Source organism: Gemmatimonadota bacterium, from assembly GCA_016714015.1.
GTDB lineage: Bacteria > Gemmatimonadota > Gemmatimonadetes > Gemmatimonadales > Gemmatimonadaceae > Pseudogemmatithrix.
Genome location: JADJNZ010000005.1, coordinates 162686 through 179275, shown reverse-complemented (window position 1 = coordinate 179275; position 16590 = coordinate 162686). Strand labels below are relative to the sequence as shown.

The 16590-nt window shown below is 72.1% G+C and carries 16 protein-coding genes; 7 read left to right on the top strand and 9 right to left on the bottom strand.

The window, feature by feature from the left end:
* Positions 1 to 2 precede the first annotated feature (2 nt).
* From IPJ78_11160 to IPJ78_11150, 3 genes are read left to right on the top strand one after another with little or no spacing between them, the layout of a single operon-like run.
* Positions 3 to 950, top strand: coding sequence for a polysaccharide deacetylase family protein (locus IPJ78_11160; GenBank protein MBK7907105.1), 948 nt, complete (start codon positions 3 to 5; stop codon positions 948 to 950).
* 60 nt (positions 951 to 1010) lie between these two features.
* Entirely contained in the window at positions 1011 to 2000 is a 990-nt protein-coding gene (locus tag IPJ78_11155; GenBank protein MBK7907104.1) for a hypothetical protein, read from the top strand.
* Complete coding sequence (locus IPJ78_11150; GenBank protein MBK7907103.1) at positions 1997 to 2815, top strand: helix-turn-helix transcriptional regulator; 819 nt, start codon at positions 1997 to 1999, stop codon at positions 2813 to 2815. The genes IPJ78_11155 and IPJ78_11150 overlap by 4 nt, the downstream gene beginning before the upstream one ends.
* Here the strand turns inward: IPJ78_11150 and IPJ78_11145 are convergent.
* Positions 2775 to 3371 carry a hypothetical protein gene (locus tag IPJ78_11145; protein MBK7907102.1) on the bottom strand — a complete coding sequence of 199 codons (597 nt, stop codon included), beginning with the start codon at positions 3369 to 3371 and terminating at the stop codon, positions 2775 to 2777. The genes IPJ78_11150 and IPJ78_11145 overlap by 41 nt on opposite strands.
* A gap of 46 nt (positions 3372 to 3417) precedes the next feature.
* On the opposite strand from IPJ78_11145, the gene IPJ78_11140 reads away from it, so the two are divergent.
* Together IPJ78_11140 and rho are read left to right on the top strand one after the other, a co-directional pair.
* Positions 3418 to 3612: a hypothetical protein gene (locus IPJ78_11140; GenBank protein ID MBK7907101.1), complete on the top strand. Its 195-nt coding sequence runs from the start codon at positions 3418 to 3420 to the stop codon at positions 3610 to 3612.
* Between the two features lie 254 nt (positions 3613 to 3866).
* Complete coding sequence (gene rho / locus IPJ78_11135; GenBank protein ID MBK7907100.1) at positions 3867 to 5474, top strand: transcription termination factor Rho; 1608 nt, start codon at positions 3867 to 3869, stop codon at positions 5472 to 5474.
* A gap of 132 nt (positions 5475 to 5606) precedes the next feature.
* Here rho and IPJ78_11130 read toward each other — a convergent pair whose 3' ends face one another.
* The 3 genes from IPJ78_11130 to IPJ78_11120 are packed head-to-tail and all read right to left on the bottom strand — an operon-like array spanning position 5607 to position 9424.
* Positions 5607 to 6470, bottom strand: coding sequence for an FkbM family methyltransferase (locus IPJ78_11130; protein ID MBK7907099.1), 864 nt, complete (start codon positions 6468 to 6470; stop codon positions 5607 to 5609).
* Positions 6467 to 7843 carry a dipeptidase gene (locus IPJ78_11125; protein ID MBK7907098.1) on the bottom strand — a complete coding sequence of 459 codons (1377 nt, stop codon included), beginning with the start codon at positions 7841 to 7843 and terminating at the stop codon, positions 6467 to 6469. Before IPJ78_11125 ends, IPJ78_11130 begins: the two co-directional genes overlap by 4 nt.
* Positions 7844 to 7876: 33 nt before the next feature.
* A complete protein-coding gene (locus IPJ78_11120) occupies positions 7877 to 9424 on the bottom strand; it encodes a glycosyltransferase family 39 protein (GenBank protein ID MBK7907097.1) in 1548 nt (515 codons plus the stop codon).
* Positions 9425 to 9481: 57 nt separating this feature from the next.
* Here IPJ78_11120 and IPJ78_11115 point away from each other — a divergent pair, with 57 nt between their 5' ends.
* Positions 9482 to 11524, top strand: coding sequence for a thioredoxin domain-containing protein (locus tag IPJ78_11115; protein ID MBK7907096.1), 2043 nt, complete (start codon positions 9482 to 9484; stop codon positions 11522 to 11524).
* A gap of 44 nt (positions 11525 to 11568) precedes the next feature.
* On the opposite strand, the gene IPJ78_11110 is transcribed toward IPJ78_11115, so the two are convergent.
* From IPJ78_11110 to nadA, 5 genes are read right to left on the bottom strand one after another with little or no spacing between them, the layout of a single operon-like run.
* Positions 11569 to 11766: a hypothetical protein gene (locus tag IPJ78_11110; GenBank protein ID MBK7907095.1), complete on the bottom strand. Its 198-nt coding sequence runs from the start codon at positions 11764 to 11766 to the stop codon at positions 11569 to 11571.
* Entirely contained in the window at positions 11763 to 12809 is a 1047-nt protein-coding gene (locus tag IPJ78_11105) for a cytochrome d ubiquinol oxidase subunit II (protein MBK7907094.1), read from the bottom strand. The genes IPJ78_11110 and IPJ78_11105 overlap by 4 nt, the downstream gene beginning before the upstream one ends.
* 10 nt (positions 12810 to 12819) lie before the next feature.
* Positions 12820 to 14145 carry a cytochrome ubiquinol oxidase subunit I gene (locus IPJ78_11100; GenBank protein ID MBK7907093.1) on the bottom strand — a complete coding sequence of 442 codons (1326 nt, stop codon included), beginning with the start codon at positions 14143 to 14145 and terminating at the stop codon, positions 12820 to 12822.
* Positions 14142 to 15059 (bottom strand): carboxylating nicotinate-nucleotide diphosphorylase, encoded by a 918-nt coding sequence (gene nadC / locus IPJ78_11095; protein ID MBK7907092.1) that lies wholly within the window; start codon positions 15057 to 15059, stop codon positions 14142 to 14144. The genes IPJ78_11100 and nadC overlap by 4 nt, the downstream gene beginning before the upstream one ends.
* Positions 15059 to 16075, bottom strand: a complete 1017-nt coding sequence (nadA, locus tag IPJ78_11090) for a quinolinate synthase NadA (protein ID MBK7907091.1) — start codon at positions 16073 to 16075, stop codon at positions 15059 to 15061. Before nadA ends, nadC begins: the two co-directional genes overlap by 1 nt.
* An 81-nt stretch (positions 16076 to 16156) precedes the next feature.
* Here nadA and IPJ78_11085 point away from each other — a divergent pair, with 81 nt between their 5' ends.
* Positions 16157 to 16588 (top strand): hypothetical protein, encoded by a 432-nt coding sequence (locus tag IPJ78_11085; protein ID MBK7907090.1) that lies wholly within the window; start codon positions 16157 to 16159, stop codon positions 16586 to 16588.
* Positions 16589 to 16590 lie beyond the last annotated feature (2 nt).

Sequence of the window (16590 nt, the reverse complement as noted above, 5' to 3'; positions counted from 1 at the left end):
GCATGCTGAAGTCCCCCCGTTCGCTGCTCGCGTTGGTGTCGTTCGCGACCTCGCTCGCTGCCCAGCCCGCCACGCCTGCCACGGCGTCCCGCGCACCGAACCGCCTCGGTGCGATCCCTGTCATCGAGTACCACCTGATCGGCGACCGCGAGAGCCGCTGGTCGCGGAATTGGCAGCGCTTCGCCAAGGACCTCGATCTCCTCCATGCGCGCGGCTATCGCCCCATCACCGTGCGCCAACTCGTCGAGCGCCGCATCGACGTCGGGCCCGGTCTCTCGCCGGTGGTGATCACCTTCGACGATGCGTCGCCCGGGCAGTTCCGGTTCGTCCAGCGCGGCGACTCCCTCGTCGTCGATCCCACCTCCGCGCTCGGCGTGTGGGAGGCGTTCGCGGCCCGGCATCCCGAATGGAAGGGCCGCGCCGTCTTCTGCGTGCTCCCGAGTGCGACCGAAGGACACGCCTTCTTCGGCGACAAGGGGATCCAGGGGCAGCGCACCGAGTGGCGCATGAAGAAGGTGCAGTACCTCGCGCGCGGCGGGTACGAGCTGTGCAACCACACCCTGTGGCATGCGAACCTCGCGCGCATGAGCGCGGAGGGCGTGCAGGAGCAGGTGGCGCGCGCGCAGATCGCGCTCGACTCGGCGGGGACGACCGTGCAGATGCGCACGCTCGCGCTACCGCTCGGGATCTGGCCGAAGGACCGCGGGCTGCTGCGCGCGGGCGCGTGGACCGATCCGCGCTCGAAGCGGACGACGCGCTACACGATCGACGCGATCCTCATGGTCTCGGGCGGCCCGGCGCGGAGCCCGTACGACAGCGCGTTCGATCCGCTGCGGATCCCGCGGATACAGGTGTTCGCCGAGGAGCTGGAGATGTGGCTCGGGGTGATCGAGCGGCGCGGGCGGTACGTGGCGGGACCGGCCCCGGAACCCTCCGTTCGTGCCCGATAGCGTCAATCTGTGACACCCGGCGGGAGGATCGTGCGACATCGGCCGTAGCTTCGAGGAGCGATGCCGATCCGCCGCCCCCGCACCCCGCACCCCGCCCTCCGCCACGTCTCGCTGCTCGAGACGATGGCGACGGTCGCGCCCGAGGATCCGCGATTCCGGGCGGCGCAGGCCGCGTTCCTCACCCTCCGGCTCTTCGACCACTGGGTGGCGTTCGGCTCCGTGATGACATCGGAGTCGTCGCGCACACTCGCGACCACGCGCGACGACATCGCGCGACTGGAGGTCGACGCCGAGCTGCGCGGCATCCTCGCGGCGATCACCGAGACGCTGGTCGCGCTGCCGGCGGCGGAGCCGCACCCGCTGCTGCCGCGCCTGCACGGGCTGGCCGTGCTGCTCGAGTCGCGCGGCCACCAGGCCGAGGCGGGCGACGTCTACGCGACGATCGCCCGGCACGCGGATCCGGTGACGCAGCTGGACCTCGCGTTCGAGAGCCAGATGCGCGCCGGCCGCTGCCTGCGACGCGCGGGCGAGCTGGGATGGGCCGACCAGTGCTACGCGCAGGCGGCCGCCCTCGCGGCGCGGGACCGCGATCGCCTGCGACAGCTCCTCGCGCGGCTCGGTCGGGCGAAGGTCCTCTGGGATCGCGGCGACCATGCCGCCGCGGACGCGATGATCGACGAGCTCATCGCCGATGCGGAGGACGCGCAGTCGGCGGTGGTGACGTCGATGCTGCTCTACGAACGCGCGCAGCTGAGCTGGGCGCGCGGTGACCGCGGGGCCGCGGCCCGACAGGCGTTCCGCGCCTTCGACCTCGCGCCGGGCGTCATCGAGCGCGACGAGATCCTCGTCTCCCTCGCCGGGTGGCTCGAGGTGATGGGCGCGATCGATGCGGCGCGCGTGACCCGCGGCGCGCTCGAGGCGATCCGCCTCGCCGGAACGCGGCCGTCACCGCGGCGCGCGGAATCGGATCGCGCGACGGCGATCGAGGTCGCGCGCGCCATCGCCGACGCGCTGCGCGGCGCGGGACTCGCGCCGGAGCCGTCCCCATGATCGTCCTCGCCTGCCTGCCCCCCGCGCGCCTCGACCGCCTCCGCGCGGCGCTCGATGCACCGCACCGCGTCCAGGTGGCGGCGGACTGGGAGCACGCGGAGAGCATCGTGCGCCGCTGCGCGGTGGACGTCGTGATCGCCGATCCCGCGTTCGGCGGCGGGCGCACCGACGCGGCGCCGATCGTCGCGCTGCGCGCGCGCTTCAAGTCGATGCCCTTCGTCATCTACGCCGCCCTCGGGGCCCCGACGGCCGGCGCGCTGGCCGCGCTCGGGCGGGCGGGATTCGCGCAGCTCGTGCTCCATGACCACGACGACGAACGCTGGCAGCTCGAGGCGGTCCTCGCGTCGCAGCCGGGCGTCGCGCTCGGCGCGGCGCTGCTCGCGCGCCTCGAGGCGCCGCTCGGCCGGCTGCCCGCGGAGGTCGCGCGCGCGGTCGAGCGGGTGATCCGCACGCCGGCGGCGTTCCGTGGCGTGCCCGACCTCGCGGCCGCGGCCGCCGTGTCGCGCCGCACGGTCTATCGCGAGTTCGAGCGCGCGGAGTTCGCCTCGCCGCGCGAGGTGATCGCCGCAGCGCGCGCACTCCGCGCATATGCGCTGCTCCGCGAGTCGGACGAGGCGATCGAGGCGGTGGCGGAGGCGCTACGCTTCTCGAGCGCGCATCATCTCACGAAGACGATGCGATGGGCCACCGGCATGACCACGGCGCGGGCGCGCGAACGGGTCGCGCCCGCGGAGCTGATCGACCGGCTGATGGAGCGGTTGGTCCCGACGGCGGTCAGAACGACCACTTCTTCAGGGTCGTCAGCGCATCGGTGAGCGCGGTGCGCTCGTTGGGTGCGGTGGCGGTGGCGAGGAGCATCTCGTAGGTCCCCACCGCGAGCTTGAGCGCGACCGAATCGTTCTCGGCGCTCGCCACCCCGGCCGCGTTGTCGGCCAGGGCGGCGTGGGCGAGCTTGTCCTCGGGGAAGCGCTGGGTGACCTGATGCCAGCGGTTCATGCGGCCGCGGGGCGACGGCTCGGTGAGCGCCCAGAGGTGCCAGGCCGCACGATTGGACGGATCGACCGCGAGCGCGCGCGACGCGATCGCCCCCACGACGTCGGGACCGCGGCCCGTGAGCCAGTAGGCGTTGGCGAGGGCGACGAGCGCCGTGGCGTTCTCGGGCTCGCGCTCGACGACGCGTTCGTAGACGGGGCCGGCGACCTCGTGCATCTCGCGGAAGGGCTCCACCGCCGCGACGAGCGCGGCGGTGTCGGCCGTGTCGGCGCAGATGGCGTCGAGGCGGGCGAGGAGCTGGGGGATGTCGGCTTCGGATTTGTAGTCACGAACGGCGGCCGCGACGGCGGCGCGCGCATCTGGCGCTTGGCGGACCATTGGGGAAAGTTATGCGTATGCGATCACGCTTGGCACCGGAGACCTGTTGACCACGCCGGACCGTCCGAAGGGACTGCAACACACGTTGAACAACCCGCTGGCCGCGCTCCTGGCCGAGCTGCAACTCCTCGAGATGGAGGAGCTGCCGGTGGAGCATCGGGCGTCGGTGGAGCGGGCGATCGAGCTGTGCCGTCGACTGGTGCGGATCGTCCGGGAACAGGTCCCGCCCGACCGGGTCTGACCCGGTTCCAGCCCGGGGTGCGGGGAAAGGGTTGCGTCCCGTCCCGGGACAGGTGATACTCATTCACGCTCGTCACGGCGCGGCCTTGCCCACCGGACGATCGCGCTCCCCGACGCTCCCCCGCCCCGCCCTTGAGCGCGGCGCCTCCCCGGCAGACTGACCGGGACCTGGCCGGATTCGTCTGGACGCTCGCAGCACATCGCTGGCTCTGCGGTTCGCTCCGCAACGACCCTCGTGGTCCTACACCCAATTGCATGACTGAAAGCCGCCGTCCGCCCCGCCGTGGGCGCAGCGCGCGCCCGAAGAAGGCCAAGGGCGAGGCCGCGCTGGAAGGCCAGAATGACGCCGATCCGTACCTCGATGCGAGTGCGCCCGTGGCGGCGCCGGTCGCCGAGGCGCCGCCCCCGGCCCCCGCCTACACCCCGCCGCCCGCGCCATCCGAGAGCGGCGACGGCGCCGCCCCCTCGGCGAGCGCACCCGATGCCTCGAGCAACGGGAATGCCCAATCAGCGGATGGCCAGCGACCCTGGCAGGACCGTGGCGAGCGCCCGGATCGCGGCGACCGGAACGGTCGTGGCCGTCGCGGCCGCCGCCAGCGCGGCCGTCGGCGCGGCGGGGACCGGGAGAACGAGGCCCGCGGTCCGCGGCCCGATCGCCCGGAGCGTCCCGATCGTCCGCATCGCCCCGACGGCGGGAACGTCGATCGCGGCGAACGGGATTCCGGTCCGCCGCAGATCCTCGTCATCGATGGCGAGACGAACGGCTGGTTCGATCCCGCGCGCGACGCGGGCTTCGTCCGCCGCGCCGAGTACAGCTACCTGAACGAACCCGGTGATACCTGGGTCTCGCCGCACCTCGTGCGGCTCTACGGCCTGCGCCGCGGCGACGCGATCGTCGCCCGCACCGGCCGCGACCATCGCGGCCGCATCTCCGTGGCGGAGATCGTCTCGCTCAACGGCGCCGACCCGGTCGAGGGCGCGCGCCGCGCCGACTTCCAGACGCTCACCGCGAGCTATCCCGAGCGTCGCCTGACGCTCGAGACGGGTCGGTCGGCCAAGGGCGGCCCGGAACTCACGCGTCGCGCGATCGACCTCATCGCGCCCATCGGCTTCGGCCAGCGCGCGCTCATCGTCGCCCCGGCCCGCGCCGGCAAGACGATGCTCATGCAGGCGATCACCGAAGGCATCGCGATCAACCACCCGACGGCGACGCTGCTCATCCTTCTCGTGGACGAGCGTCCCGAGGAAGTGAGCGAGGCGATCTCGTGGGGCGTCGGCGAGGTCATCGCCTCGAGCTTCGACCAGCCGGCCAAGCGCCACGTCGAAGTGGTGGAGATGGTGATCGAGCGCTCGCGGCGGCTCGTCGAGCAGGGGAAGGACGTGATCATCGTCCTCGACTCGCTCACCCGCATGGCGCGCGCCTTCAACACCGCCGAGCGCGGCACGGGCCGCACGCTCTCCGGCGGCCTCGACACCTCGGCGATGGCCAAGCCCAAGGCCTTCTTCGGCTCCGCCCGCAACATCCTGCCGCAGCACGGCGGCGGCTCCCTCACGATCATCGCCACGGCGCTCGTCGAGACCGGCTCGCGCATGGACGACGTGATCTTCGAGGAGTTCAAGGGCACCGGCAACTGCGAGATCAAGCTCGACCGCTCGCTGGCCGAGAAGCGGATCTTCCCCGCCTTCGACATCGCGACCTCCGGGACGCGGCGCGAGGAGAAGCTCTACAAGGCGGAGCAGATCGACGCGATCTACACCCTGCGGCGCGGGTTGCAGCAGATGCCGCCGCAGGCGGGGATGGAGTGGCTCATCAAGCGGATCGCGAGCACGACGTCGAACGATGCGCTGCTGGCGGGGCTCTGAACGGCGGATGAAGGCTGAAGGCTGAAGGATGAAGGATGAAGGGTGAAAGTCGAACGGCGATGCGGGGACCGGGTGCGATCTCCCGGTCCCCGCATTCCGCATCACACACTTTCACCCTCCATCCTTCAGCCTTCATCCCGCCGGCTCGAGCAACACGTCCTGCACGCCCTCTCTGACCTCCTCGAGCGCCACGAACCGCGCCGCGCGCGCATCCCACCGCCGCATCGCATACCGGTTCCGCCCCGCCCACTCCGCCACATCCACGAACGTCGCCCCGAACGTCGAGAGCCAGTACGCCTCGAACTCCCCGAAGATCAGCGGCCGCGTCGCCGCGATGAACCGCTCGGCGCCGCGCAGCATCATCAGCTCCGCCCCTTCGATGTCGAGCTTCATCAGGTCGCAGCGCGTGAGCCCCTGCTCCGCCGTCCAGGCGTCGAGGGTCACCACCGGCACCCGCAGATGACTCGGCCCATCGCCCGTGACGAGCGCGGCCGTGCCGCTGCCCGCTCCCGTCTCCTCGCTCTTGAGCCACATGCCGAGCTCGCCGGGGGCGTCGCCGAGCGCGACCGCGGCCACCTGCACCTGCGCGCCCACGGCGTTGGCGGCGATCGCCCACTCCAGGCGCGCGCGGTTCGCCGGCACCGGCTCGAAGGCGACCACGCGTCCGCCGCCGCGCGCGAGCCGGCGCGCGAGCGGAACGGTCCACCACCCCACGTTCGCGCCGACGTCGAAGACCGTCGCGTCGGGCTTCACGCGCGCCAGCAAGGCGTCGCGCACGTCGTCATCCGCCTCGCCGAGCCAGCAGGCCATCGCCTCGGCGTCATCGCGCAGGTCCCAGCGGGCGCGACTCCCGTCGCGCATCGTGACCTCGCGCATCGGGTCACGCGCGAGGGCGGCTGCGCGCAGCCGCGTGTGCAGCGCGCGCGCGAGGGTGCCCTTGCCGCGGAAGTTCGGCGTGGCGCGCCCGAGCGCGGCGAGGCGGTCGTAGAGACTCACCCGCGCGCCAGCTCGTCCCAGAGCGCCGCGATGGCCCGCATGCCGCGACGGAAGTTGTCCTGGCTGATCCACTCGTCGGGCGCGTGCGCGTTCTCGCCCGGGAGCCCGAAGCCGACGAGCAGCACCGGCGCCTGCAGCAGGCGCTCGAAGTCGCCGACGACGGGGATCGAGCCGCCTTCGCCGGTGATCACCGGGCGCCGGCCGAATGCCGCCTCGAGCGCGCGCGCGGCGGCATCGTAGATCGGGCCGGAGAGATCGGCGCGCCACGGGTTCCCGCCGTGGAGCGCCGTGACCGTCACCGTCACGCCGTCGGGCTTCACGCGCTGCACATGCGCGTCGAGCAGCGCGTGGATCGTCGCCGGATCCTGGTCGGGCACGAGACGGCAGCTGACCTTCGCCATCGACTTGCCGGGCAGCACCGTCTTCGCCCCTTCGCCGGTGTAGCCGGAGAGCAATCCGTTCACCTCGCAGGTGGGACGCGTCCAGAGCTTCTCGAGCGTGGTGTATCCCGCTTCGCCGCCCAGCGCCGCGACGTCGAGGTGGCGCATGAACTCGCTCTCGTCGAACGGCAGCTGCTTCATCCCCGCGCGCACCCCCTCGGGGAACGGCTTCACCCGGTCGTAGAACCCGGGGATCGCGATCCGCCCGTCGGCGTCATGGAAGCTCGCGATGATCCGGGCGAGCGCCGTCGCCGGATTCACCACCGCCCCGCCGTACATCCCCGAGTGCAGGTCGCTGTTGGGCCCGACGACGTCGATCTCGAAGTACGCGAGGCCGCGCAGCGAACTCAGGATGCTCGGGATCCCCGGCGCGAACATCGTCGAGTCGGAGATCACGACCGCGTCGCAGTGGAGTCGCTCGCGGTGGCGCTCGATGAACGGCGCCAGGTTCTCCGAGCCCACCTCCTCCTCCCCTTCGGCGAGGACGATCACGTTCACCGGCAGCGTGCCCCGCGCGGCGAGATGCGCCTCGAGGGCGGCGATGTGGAGCCAGAGCTGCCCCTTGTCGTCCACCGATCCGCGCGCATAGATCTTGCCGTTGCGCAGCGTGGGCGTGAACGCCGGCGAGGTCCAGAGTTCGAGCGGCTCGGGCGGCTGCACGTCGTAGTGCCCGTACACGAGCACCGTCGGCGCGCCCGGCGGCGCCTTCCGCCACTCGCCCAGGACCACGGGGTGGCCCGGCGTGGCGATGGTCTCGGTGGTGAAGCCGAGGCGCGCGAGATGGCCGTGCACCCACTGCGCGGCGCGCGCGACGTCGCCCTTGTGCTCGCTCCGCGCGCTGACGCTCGGGATGCGGAGGAACTCGAAGAGGTCGGAGTGCAGACGCTGGTCGTGTTCGGAGAGCCAGGTCTCGAGAGCAGGGGCGAGCGACATCCGGATGAAGGCTGAAGGATGAAGGATGGAAGCTCAACGACGAGCGGCGCGGGGATCGGTCGAGTCGGCGGGCCAACTGCCGTCCCACCCGCGGAGCGTCCAGAGCTGGCGGCGGCCGACGGTCTCACCGTCGCGCAGGAGCGGGATGACCGGCCCCGGCGTGACGCTCGTGTAGTGCATGATCAGGCGCCGGATGGGGCCGGGGAGCCCCTCGCGCGGCATCTCGAGCACGAGGAGCAGGTCGGCACCCGGCGCCTCGAGATCGGTGTAGCGCGTCCACAGGTCGTACTGGTTGCGGCGACCGCCGAGGTTGAGCGCGGTGACGTAGGGACGGCCCGGCATGTGGTACGAGAGCAGTGCCGCGTCCTGGTACCGGTTGGCCGCGACCGGCGGCGTGGTGCCGTCGGGACCCGCGAGTGACAAGCGCGCCGAATCGACGGCGAGCGCGAGCCGGTCCCAGCCGTGCGCGAGCGAGACCTGGTCGCGGCGCGCGGGCAGCGGGATGATGCGGAACACCGCGTGCAGCAGCAGGATCGCGCTCAGTCCGCCGGCGAGCCAGGCGGCGCGCCGTTCCCACGCGCTGCGCGCGCCATCGCGCGCCGCCGCGACGAGGATGAGCGCCGGGATCCAGGCGATGGCCGGCCAGTTCGCCTCCTGGTTCCGCCGCGTCGCGCTGTAGACGAAGAAGAGGACGCAGAACGCCGAGATGGCGGCGAGCGCGAATCGCGCCTCGTGCCGCGGCGCGCGCAGGTTGCGCCGGATCGCGCCGATCACGAGCACGAAGAGGATGGGCGTGACGAGCAGGAACTGCGAGCCGACGAGGTTGAGCTCGCGCTGGAAGAGGTTCTCGCGCGCGTTGCCGCCGAGTCCGTGCCCGAGCTGGAAGCGGAAGGCGATCCAGTCGTGGCTCGCGTTCCACTGGAGGACCGGGATCATGACCGCGGAGGCGAGCAGCACCGCGAGCCAGGGGCCCGGCTCGCGGAAGCGCGCGCGCAACGACGGATCCACCGCGAATGCGATGAGCAGCGCGATGGGCGCGAAGACGCCGGTGAACTTGGACGACATGGCGCACCCGATCGCGAGCCCGGCGACGAGCCACCAGCGCGTCGCGGCGGTGCTCCGGGGCGCCGCACCGAGCGCGCGCACCACCGCGTAGAGCGTCCACGCCAGCGCCGCGAGGAGCGGCGCATCCGGCGTCGCGATCACGAGCCCCGCCGCCGCGAGCGGCATCACCGAGAAGATCAAGGCGGCGTAGCGCGCCGCGCGGTCCCCGGCGAGCGTGCGCGCCGCGAGGGCGATCGCGAGGCCGCCCGAGCTCGCGACGAGGATCGGCGCCAGACGGACCGCGAACGGCGACGGACCGAGGAGCGCCGTGCCCGCGCGCACGAGCCAGGCGATGCCCGGCGGATGGTCGAAGTAGCCGCCGGCGAGGCGGCGCGACCACTCCCAGTAGTAGGCCTCGTCCGGGAAGAGCGGGACGACCGCGGCGAGCGCGAGCCGCAGGAGTGCGGCCGCCGCGAGGATCAGCAGGGCCTGTCGCCAGGCCGTCGGGTCTTCGTGGGGGGTCGTCCGGTCGAGCACGGCGGCGAGTCCGATAGGATGGGCGGCGGTCGTGTCGTTCAGTAGACTGAATGTATCATGCCGAACCGTCTCGCGGCCGAATCGAGCCCGTACCTCCTCCAGCACGCCGACAACCCGGTGGACTGGCATCCGTGGGGCGAGGAGGCCTTCGCGCTCGCGCGCCGCACCGACCGCCCCGTGCTGCTCAGCATCGGGTACGCCGCCTGCCACTGGTGCCACGTGATGGCGCACGAGTCGTTCGAGGACGAGACGACCGCGCGGATCATGAACGACCTCTTCGTGAACGTGAAGGTCGACCGCGAGGAGCGCCCCGACGTCGACTCGATCTACATGCAGGCGGTGCAGGCGATCAGCGGCCACGGCGGCTGGCCCATGACGATGTTCCTCACCCCCGACGGCGTGCCCTTCTACGGCGGGACCTACTATCCCCCCGACGACCGCATGGGGATGCCGTCCTTCCGTCGCGTGCTCGTCTCGGTCTCCGAGGCCTGGAAGCACAAGCGCGCCGATGTGCTCAAGGGCGCCGAGTCACTGCGCGGGATCTACGCCGCGTCGGAGGGACCGACCGCCGCCGGCCACGCGCTCTCGGCGACGACGCTCGCCGAGACGGTGCGCGCGACCCGGAACTGGTACGACCTCAAGCACGGCGGGTTCGGCGCCGCGCCGAAGTTCCCGCAGGCGATGGTCCTCGACGCGCTGCTCCGGCACTGGGCGCGCACCGGCGACATCGAGTTCCTCCGCCTCGTGCGCCACGCCATGGCGAAGATGGCCGGTGGCGGACTCTACGACCAGCTCGGCGGCGGCTTCCATCGCTACACGGTCGATGCGATCTGGCTCGTGCCGCACTTCGAGAAGATGCTCTACGACAACGCCCTCCTCGCGCGGCTCGCCGTGCACCTCTGGCAGGCGACGGGCGATGCCGAGGCGCGCCGCGTCGCCGAGGAGACCTTCGCTTGGCTCCGGCGGGAGATGACCGACCCGGCCGGTGGCTGGTACTCGTCGCTCGACGCCGACAGCGAAGGGCACGAGGGGAAGTTCTACGTCTGGTCGCTCGACGAGATCCGCCGCCTTCTCGGCGCCGACGCTGCCATCGCCGAGGCGCACTGGGGCATCTCGTCGGGCGGGAACTTCGAAGGCACGAACATCCTGCACGTGGCGCTCCCGCTCGACGAGGCGGCGGCGCAGTGCGCGATGTCGCACGCAGCGGCCGCCGAGGCGATCGCGCGCGCCAAGGCGACGCTCTTCGCCGCGCGCGCGCCGCGCGAACGGCCCGGGCGCGACGAGAAGGTCCTCGCCGGATGGAACGGCCTCATGCTCCGCGCCGTCGCCGAGGGCGCGCGCGCATTCGACGACGCGACGCTCCGCGCCGACGCCGTCCGCGCCGGCGCATTCCTCCGCGACGCGATGATCCGCGACGGCCGGGTGCTGCGCTCATGGAGCCGCGGCGAGGCGCGGATCCCGGGCTTCCTCGAGGATCACGCCGCCCTCGGACTCGGCTTCGTCGCGGTGTACCAACTGACCTTCGACCGCGCCTGGCTCGACCTCGCCCTCACGCTCGCGCGCAGCACCGTCGAGTGGTTCTGGGACGACGACGTGGGCGCCTTCTTCGACACCGCGCGCGACGCCGAGCGCCTCGTCACGCGCCCGCGCGACGTCACCGACAACGCGATCCCGTCGGGCACCTCACTCGCGGTGGAGCTGCAGCTCATCGCCGCCGAGTACACCGGCGATCAGGCGATGCGTCGCCGCGCGGAGTACGTGCTCGCGACGATGACCGAACCGCTGCGACGCGCCCCGCTCGCCTTCGGACACCTGCTCGGCGTCGCCGACCTCGCCGTGCATGGCGCGACCGAACTCGCACTCGCCGGCGACGCGCAGGCCCCTGCATTCAGCGCCCTCGCCCAGGCCGCCGCCACGACGTATGCGCCGTCGCTCGTCCTTGCTGGTGGCACCGGCGCCGCGGTGACCGGCCTGCCACTCCTCGAGGGCCGCGTCGCGCCCGAGGGCAGCGCTCTCGCATTCGTCTGCGAACGCTACGCCTGCGAACTCCCGATCAGCGACCCCGCCGCGCTGCGCACCCGGCTATCCCGGTCACGATAGCCGCTCTGCCTTCTTCCTTCTTCCTTCCGCCTTCCGCCTTCCGCTCAGAGATCCGCGCACGACTTGTTGATCTGCGAGCAGTTCCCGCAGATCAACTTGCACTTGCGCCACCAGAGCGCATCGGACCCGCAGTAGTCGCAGGTCTCGCCGGCGGCAGGACCATCGGCCGGCACCGCATCGTCGCGCGGGCCCGCGCCGGCCGATGCGCTCGCCGGACGCTCCTCACCGCCGCGCGCACTCACTCGGGCGCCTTGTACTCGGCGGTGTCCACGCGCTGGAACGCGCTCGCCTCGTCGCTCTTGAAGATCGTGAAGAGGTACCAGAGCGACGGGACCAGTACGACGGCGCCACCCGCGAGCCCCCAGGCGACCAGCCGCAGCGTGACCGCCGGCGCCGCCGCCGACTCGATCGTGTGCACCCCGGGGATCAACGCCGGATACTGCGCGTACGCCCAGCCCCAGACGATCAGGCTCACCTGCGCGACCGCGGCCACGCGCGCCGTGCGGAACGCGCCCCGCACGAGCGCCACGAACGCCGTCGTCGCCGCGAGACCGATGAGCACCTGCAGCACCAGCGACCAGGGACGCGAGACGAGACCGGGGGTGATCGACCCCTCGATCCGGTGGCCGAGGATCAGCAGCGCGACCGCGAGCGCGGCCACCGCGAGCGCGGCGACGATCGCGAGCTCGCGGAAGTCCTCCTGCAGGTCCTCGTCCTTCGCCTCCACCGTGAGGTAGACCGCGGCGAGGAAGGCGAAGATGGCGAGCGTGAAGAACCCGGTCAGGATGGCGAAGCCCGAGGTCCACGGCGCCACGAAGCGCGCATGGAAATCGGCATCGGCGGGGACCGCGAGCGCCCCCGACGCGAGCGCGCCGACGCACATCCCGAGGAGGATCGGCGTGATGGTGCTCGCGATGGAGAAGATGCTCCCCCAGTAGCGCTGCACCGCGGAGCCGGTCGAGTCGTACGCGCGGAAGGTGAAGGCCGACCCGCGCAGCACCACCCCGATGAGCATGAGCACGAGCGGGATGTGCAGCGTGACGCTGAGCGAGGCGTACACCGGCGGGAAGCAGCTGAACAGCAGCACGATCACGAGGATCAGCCAGACGTGATTCGCCTCCCAGATGGGTCCGATGCCGTCGGCGATCACCGCGCGCTGGCGATGCGCGCGGCGGCCGGCGGCCACGAGATCCCAGACGCCGGCGCCGAAGTCGGCGCCGCCGAGCACGACGTACGCGTTGAGCGCGAGCATCGTCACGCCCGCGATGAGGTCGGCGAGGGTCAGCCCGAACATGTCAGACGTCCCGCCGGATGGGGTGGGCCGGATCGGGTTGCGTCTTGATGATCTGCGCCCAGAGCAGCCAGGCGACGATGACCCCGAGGAACACGTAGAGCAGCGTGAAGGCCGCGAACGGCACCACGAGCCCGGGCATCGGCGTCAGCGCGTCCGCGGTGCGCATCACGCCCTGCACGATCCACGGCTGGCGCCCGACCTCGGTCACCACCCAACCCGCCTCCACGGCGATGAACCCGGCCGGCGTGAGCAGCGCGAGCAGTCCGAGCAGCGCGCGCGAGTCGGCCACCTCGCGCTTCCGCACCCAGCAGACGATCACCCACAGCGACGCGAACGCCATGAGCGTCCCCAGGCCCACCATCACCTGGAACGCGACGTGCGTGATCGCCACCGGCGGCCAGTCGCTCTCGGGGAACGCGTCGAGCCCCTTCACCTCGGCGTCGAAGTCGCCGAACGCCAGGAACGAGAGCCCGCCGGGGACGTCGATCGCGTAGCGCGTCTCGCGCGTCCGTTCGTCGGGGATCCCGCCGATGCGGAGCGGCGCCGAGCGCTGCGTGACGAAGTGCCCTTCCATCGCCGCGAGCTTGGCCGGCTGCCACTTGGCGACGAACTTCGCCGAGAGGTCGCCGCTGACGAGCTGGAGGAGCGATGCCGGCACCGCGACGAGCAGCGCGAGCTTGAGCGCGGCGCGGTGGAACGTCGACTCGCGGTCGCGACGCAGCATCCACGCATGGATCCCCGCCACCGCGATCCCCGTCGTCGCGAAGGCGGCGATGGTCATGTGCAGCGCCTGCGGGAACGACGCCGGTCCGAGCATCGCCGCGATCGGGTCGATGTCGGTCGGCTTGCCATCGACCAGCGTGAAGCCGGTCGGCGAGTTCATCCACGCGTTGGCGAACACCACGAAGATGCCGCTCACGGTGCCGCTCACCGCGACGGCGACGCCGGCCCACCAGTGTGCGCGCGCGGTGAGCCGCGTCCAACCGTACAGATAGATGCCGAGGAAGATCGCCTCGGTGAAGAACGCGAAGCCCTCGAGCGAGAAGGGCATGCCGATGATCGCGCCCGCGTACTCCATGAACGCCGGCCAGAGGAGTCCGAGCTCGAACGACAGCACCGTGCCGCTCACCGCACCGACGGCGAACAGGATCGCCGTCCCCTTGCTCCAGCGCTTCGCGAGGTCGAGCCAGACCGGGTCGCGCGTCCGGATCCACTGCCGCTCGGCGAGCACCATCAGCAGCGGCATCCCGATCCCCATCACCGCGAAGATGATGTGGAACGCGAGCGACATCGCCATCTGGCTGCGGGCGGCGAGGAGGTCGCTCATTCGAAATCGAGCGCGAGATCCAGCGCCGGCGCCGAGTGCGTGAGCGCGCCGATCGAGATCCGGTCCACGCCCGTCTCGGCGATGCCGCGCACCGTCTCCAACGTCACGCCCCCGGAGGCCTCGGTCCAGCAGTGCCCCTTGGCGAGCTGGACGCTCTCCCGCATGAGCGGGAGCGGCATGTTGTCGAGCAGCAGTGCATCGACACCCGCCGCGATCGCGGCGCGCACCTGCACCACCGTGTCGCACTCCACCTGGATGAGGATCCCCGCCGGCACATGGGCCCGCGCCCGCGCGACGGCGACCGAGACATCCCCTTCGCACGCGGCGATGTGGTTGTCCTTGATGAGCACGGCATCGGAGAGGTCGCGCCGATGGTTGCGCCCGCCGCCGCAGCGCACCGCGTACTTCTCGAGGTCGCGCCAGCCGGGCGTCGTCTTCCGCGTGTCGACGATGTGCACCTTGGTGCCCTGCACCGCCTCGACGAACCGCGCCGTGAGCGAGGCGACGCCGGAGAGGCGCTGCAGGAAGTTCAGCGCCACGCGCTCGGCGCTGAGCAGACCGCGCGCCGGCCCGCTCAGGTGCAGCACCGAGTCGCTGCGCGCCACGCGCGTGCCGTCCTCGGCGTCGATGCGGATCTCGACGTTCGGCTCCACGAGCCGGAAGGCCGCGAGCGCGAGCGGCACGCCCGCGATCGTGCCCGGTGTGCGCGCCACCAGCGAGGCCCGCGCGCGCCGCGTCGAGATGACCGTCGAGATCGTCGTCACGTCGTCGAAGGCGCGGTCCTCGTCGAGCGCCGCCTTCACGAGCGCGACGAGCGGGCCGTCGCCGAACGGGAAGCCCGAGCCGGCCGCCACGTAGGTGGGGGTCGCGAGCGGCGTGATGCGCCGCGGGGGCACCGGCTCGCGCGAGGTCATCACTCGCCCGGATCGACGCCCGGCGAGGCCGGCACCGGTGCGCCGCCACCGATCGCGACCATCCGTTCGATCGACCGCAGCGCGCGCTGCGCCACCTCGGCGGGCACCGTGATCCGATGTTGCAGCGTCTCGAGGGACGCCAGCACCTTCGGCAGCGTCGTCACCTTCATGTACGCGCACGACGCTCGCTCGTTCGCCGCGTGGAACACCTTGCCCGGATACGCCTTCTGCAGGCGATGCAGGATCCCGACCTCGGTCGCCACGATGAACGTCGAGGCGTCGGAGACGCCAGGCCGCTTGATCATCCCCTCGGTGGAGAGGATGTGCACGCCCGCGGGGTCCACGTCACCCGCGCTCACCGCCTCGACCACGCTCGTCGCGCAGCCGCACTCGGGATGGATGAGGAACTCCGCCTCGGGATGCAGCGAGCGCTGCAGGCGGATGTTCTCCGGGTCGATCCCCGCATGCACATGGCATTCGCCCATCCACACATGGATGTTCGCGCGCCCCGTCACGCGGCGCACGTGCGCGCCGAGGAACATGTCGGGCAGGAAGAGGATCTCCTGGTCCGCCGGGATCGCGTTGACGACCTCGACCGCGTTCCCCGAGGTGCAGCAGTAATCGCTCTCGGCCTTCACCTCGGCCGTCGTGTTCACGTAGGCGACGACGACGGCGCCCGGATGCTCGGCCTTCCAGGCGCGGAGCTGGTCGGCGTCGATGGTCGAGGCGAGCGAGCAGCCCGCCGCGAGGTCGGGGAGGAGGACCGTCTTGGTCGGCGAGAGGATCGCCGCGGTCTCGGCCATGAAGTGCACGCCGCAGAAGACGATGACGTCGGCGTCGGTGCGGGCGGCCTCGCGGGAGAGCCCCAGCGAGTCGCCGACGTAGTCGGCGACGTCCTGGACCTCGGGGCGTTCGTAGTTGTGCGCGAGGATCACGGCGCGGCGCTCGGCCGCGAGGGCACGGATGCGGCGCTGCAGCTCTTCGACCTCGCGTGGGGTCGCGGCGGGAGTGACCATGCGGGGAATCTAGCGGCCCTTCGCGCCCCCCGGACGACCTCCGTGCTGGCCGTCAGGTCCCGCGCGGGGTATGATTTCGCGATGCTCCGCCGCCTCGTCCGCACCCTCGGAACGCTGGGCGCGCTTTGGACCCTCACGGTCCTCGGCGCACCGTCGTTGCTGCCGGCGTGCGGGATGCACCGCAGCGGGCATGCCAGCGGGCATGCGAGCGGGGATGCGAGCGGGCACGTGGCCGCCGCCGCGCCGAGCCACAACGGCGGCCACGGCGCGCACGCGATGCACGAGGCCGCCGCGACCAACGTGCCGACCGAGGCGCCGGCCGAGTCGTGCCAGTGCCTCGACTGCTGCTGCGCCTCGGCGCCGTTGGCGTTCGCGATCCGCGCGCCCATGCGGTTGCGCGAGATCATCACGCCGAGCCACGCCGGCTGGTGGGCGACGTCGGAGCCGGCCCCGCCGCGCGCGCTCGCGCTGCGGCTTCCCTTCTCGAACGGTCCCCCCGCGCAGCACGGCTGAGT

Excerpts from the sequence above, each read along its gene's own strand:
- IPJ78_11160 (MBK7907105.1), top strand. The coding sequence starts at position 3 with ATGCTGAAGTCCCCCCGTTCGCTGCTCGCGTTGGTGTCGTTCGCGACC.
- IPJ78_11155 (MBK7907104.1), top strand. The coding sequence starts at position 1,011 with ATGCCGATCCGCCGCCCCCGCACCCCGCACCCCGCCCTCCGCCACGTC.
- IPJ78_11150 (MBK7907103.1), top strand. The coding sequence starts at position 1,997 with ATGATCGTCCTCGCCTGCCTGCCCCCCGCGCGCCTCGACCGCCTCCGC.
- IPJ78_11145 (MBK7907102.1), bottom strand. The coding sequence starts at position 3,371 with ATGGTCCGCCAAGCGCCAGATGCGCGCGCCGCCGTCGCGGCCGCCGTT.
- rho (MBK7907100.1), top strand. The coding sequence starts at position 3,867 with ATGACTGAAAGCCGCCGTCCGCCCCGCCGTGGGCGCAGCGCGCGCCCG.
- IPJ78_11125 (MBK7907098.1), bottom strand. The coding sequence starts at position 7,843 with ATGTCGCTCGCCCCTGCTCTCGAGACCTGGCTCTCCGAACACGACCAG.
- IPJ78_11115 (MBK7907096.1), top strand. The coding sequence starts at position 9,482 with ATGCCGAACCGTCTCGCGGCCGAATCGAGCCCGTACCTCCTCCAGCAC.
- IPJ78_11100 (MBK7907093.1), bottom strand. The coding sequence starts at position 14,145 with ATGAGCGACCTCCTCGCCGCCCGCAGCCAGATGGCGATGTCGCTCGCG.
- nadC (MBK7907092.1), bottom strand. The coding sequence starts at position 15,059 with ATGACCTCGCGCGAGCCGGTGCCCCCGCGGCGCATCACGCCGCTCGCG.
- nadA (MBK7907091.1), bottom strand. The coding sequence starts at position 16,075 with ATGGTCACTCCCGCCGCGACCCCACGCGAGGTCGAAGAGCTGCAGCGC.
- IPJ78_11085 (MBK7907090.1), top strand. The coding sequence starts at position 16,157 with ATGCTCCGCCGCCTCGTCCGCACCCTCGGAACGCTGGGCGCGCTTTGG.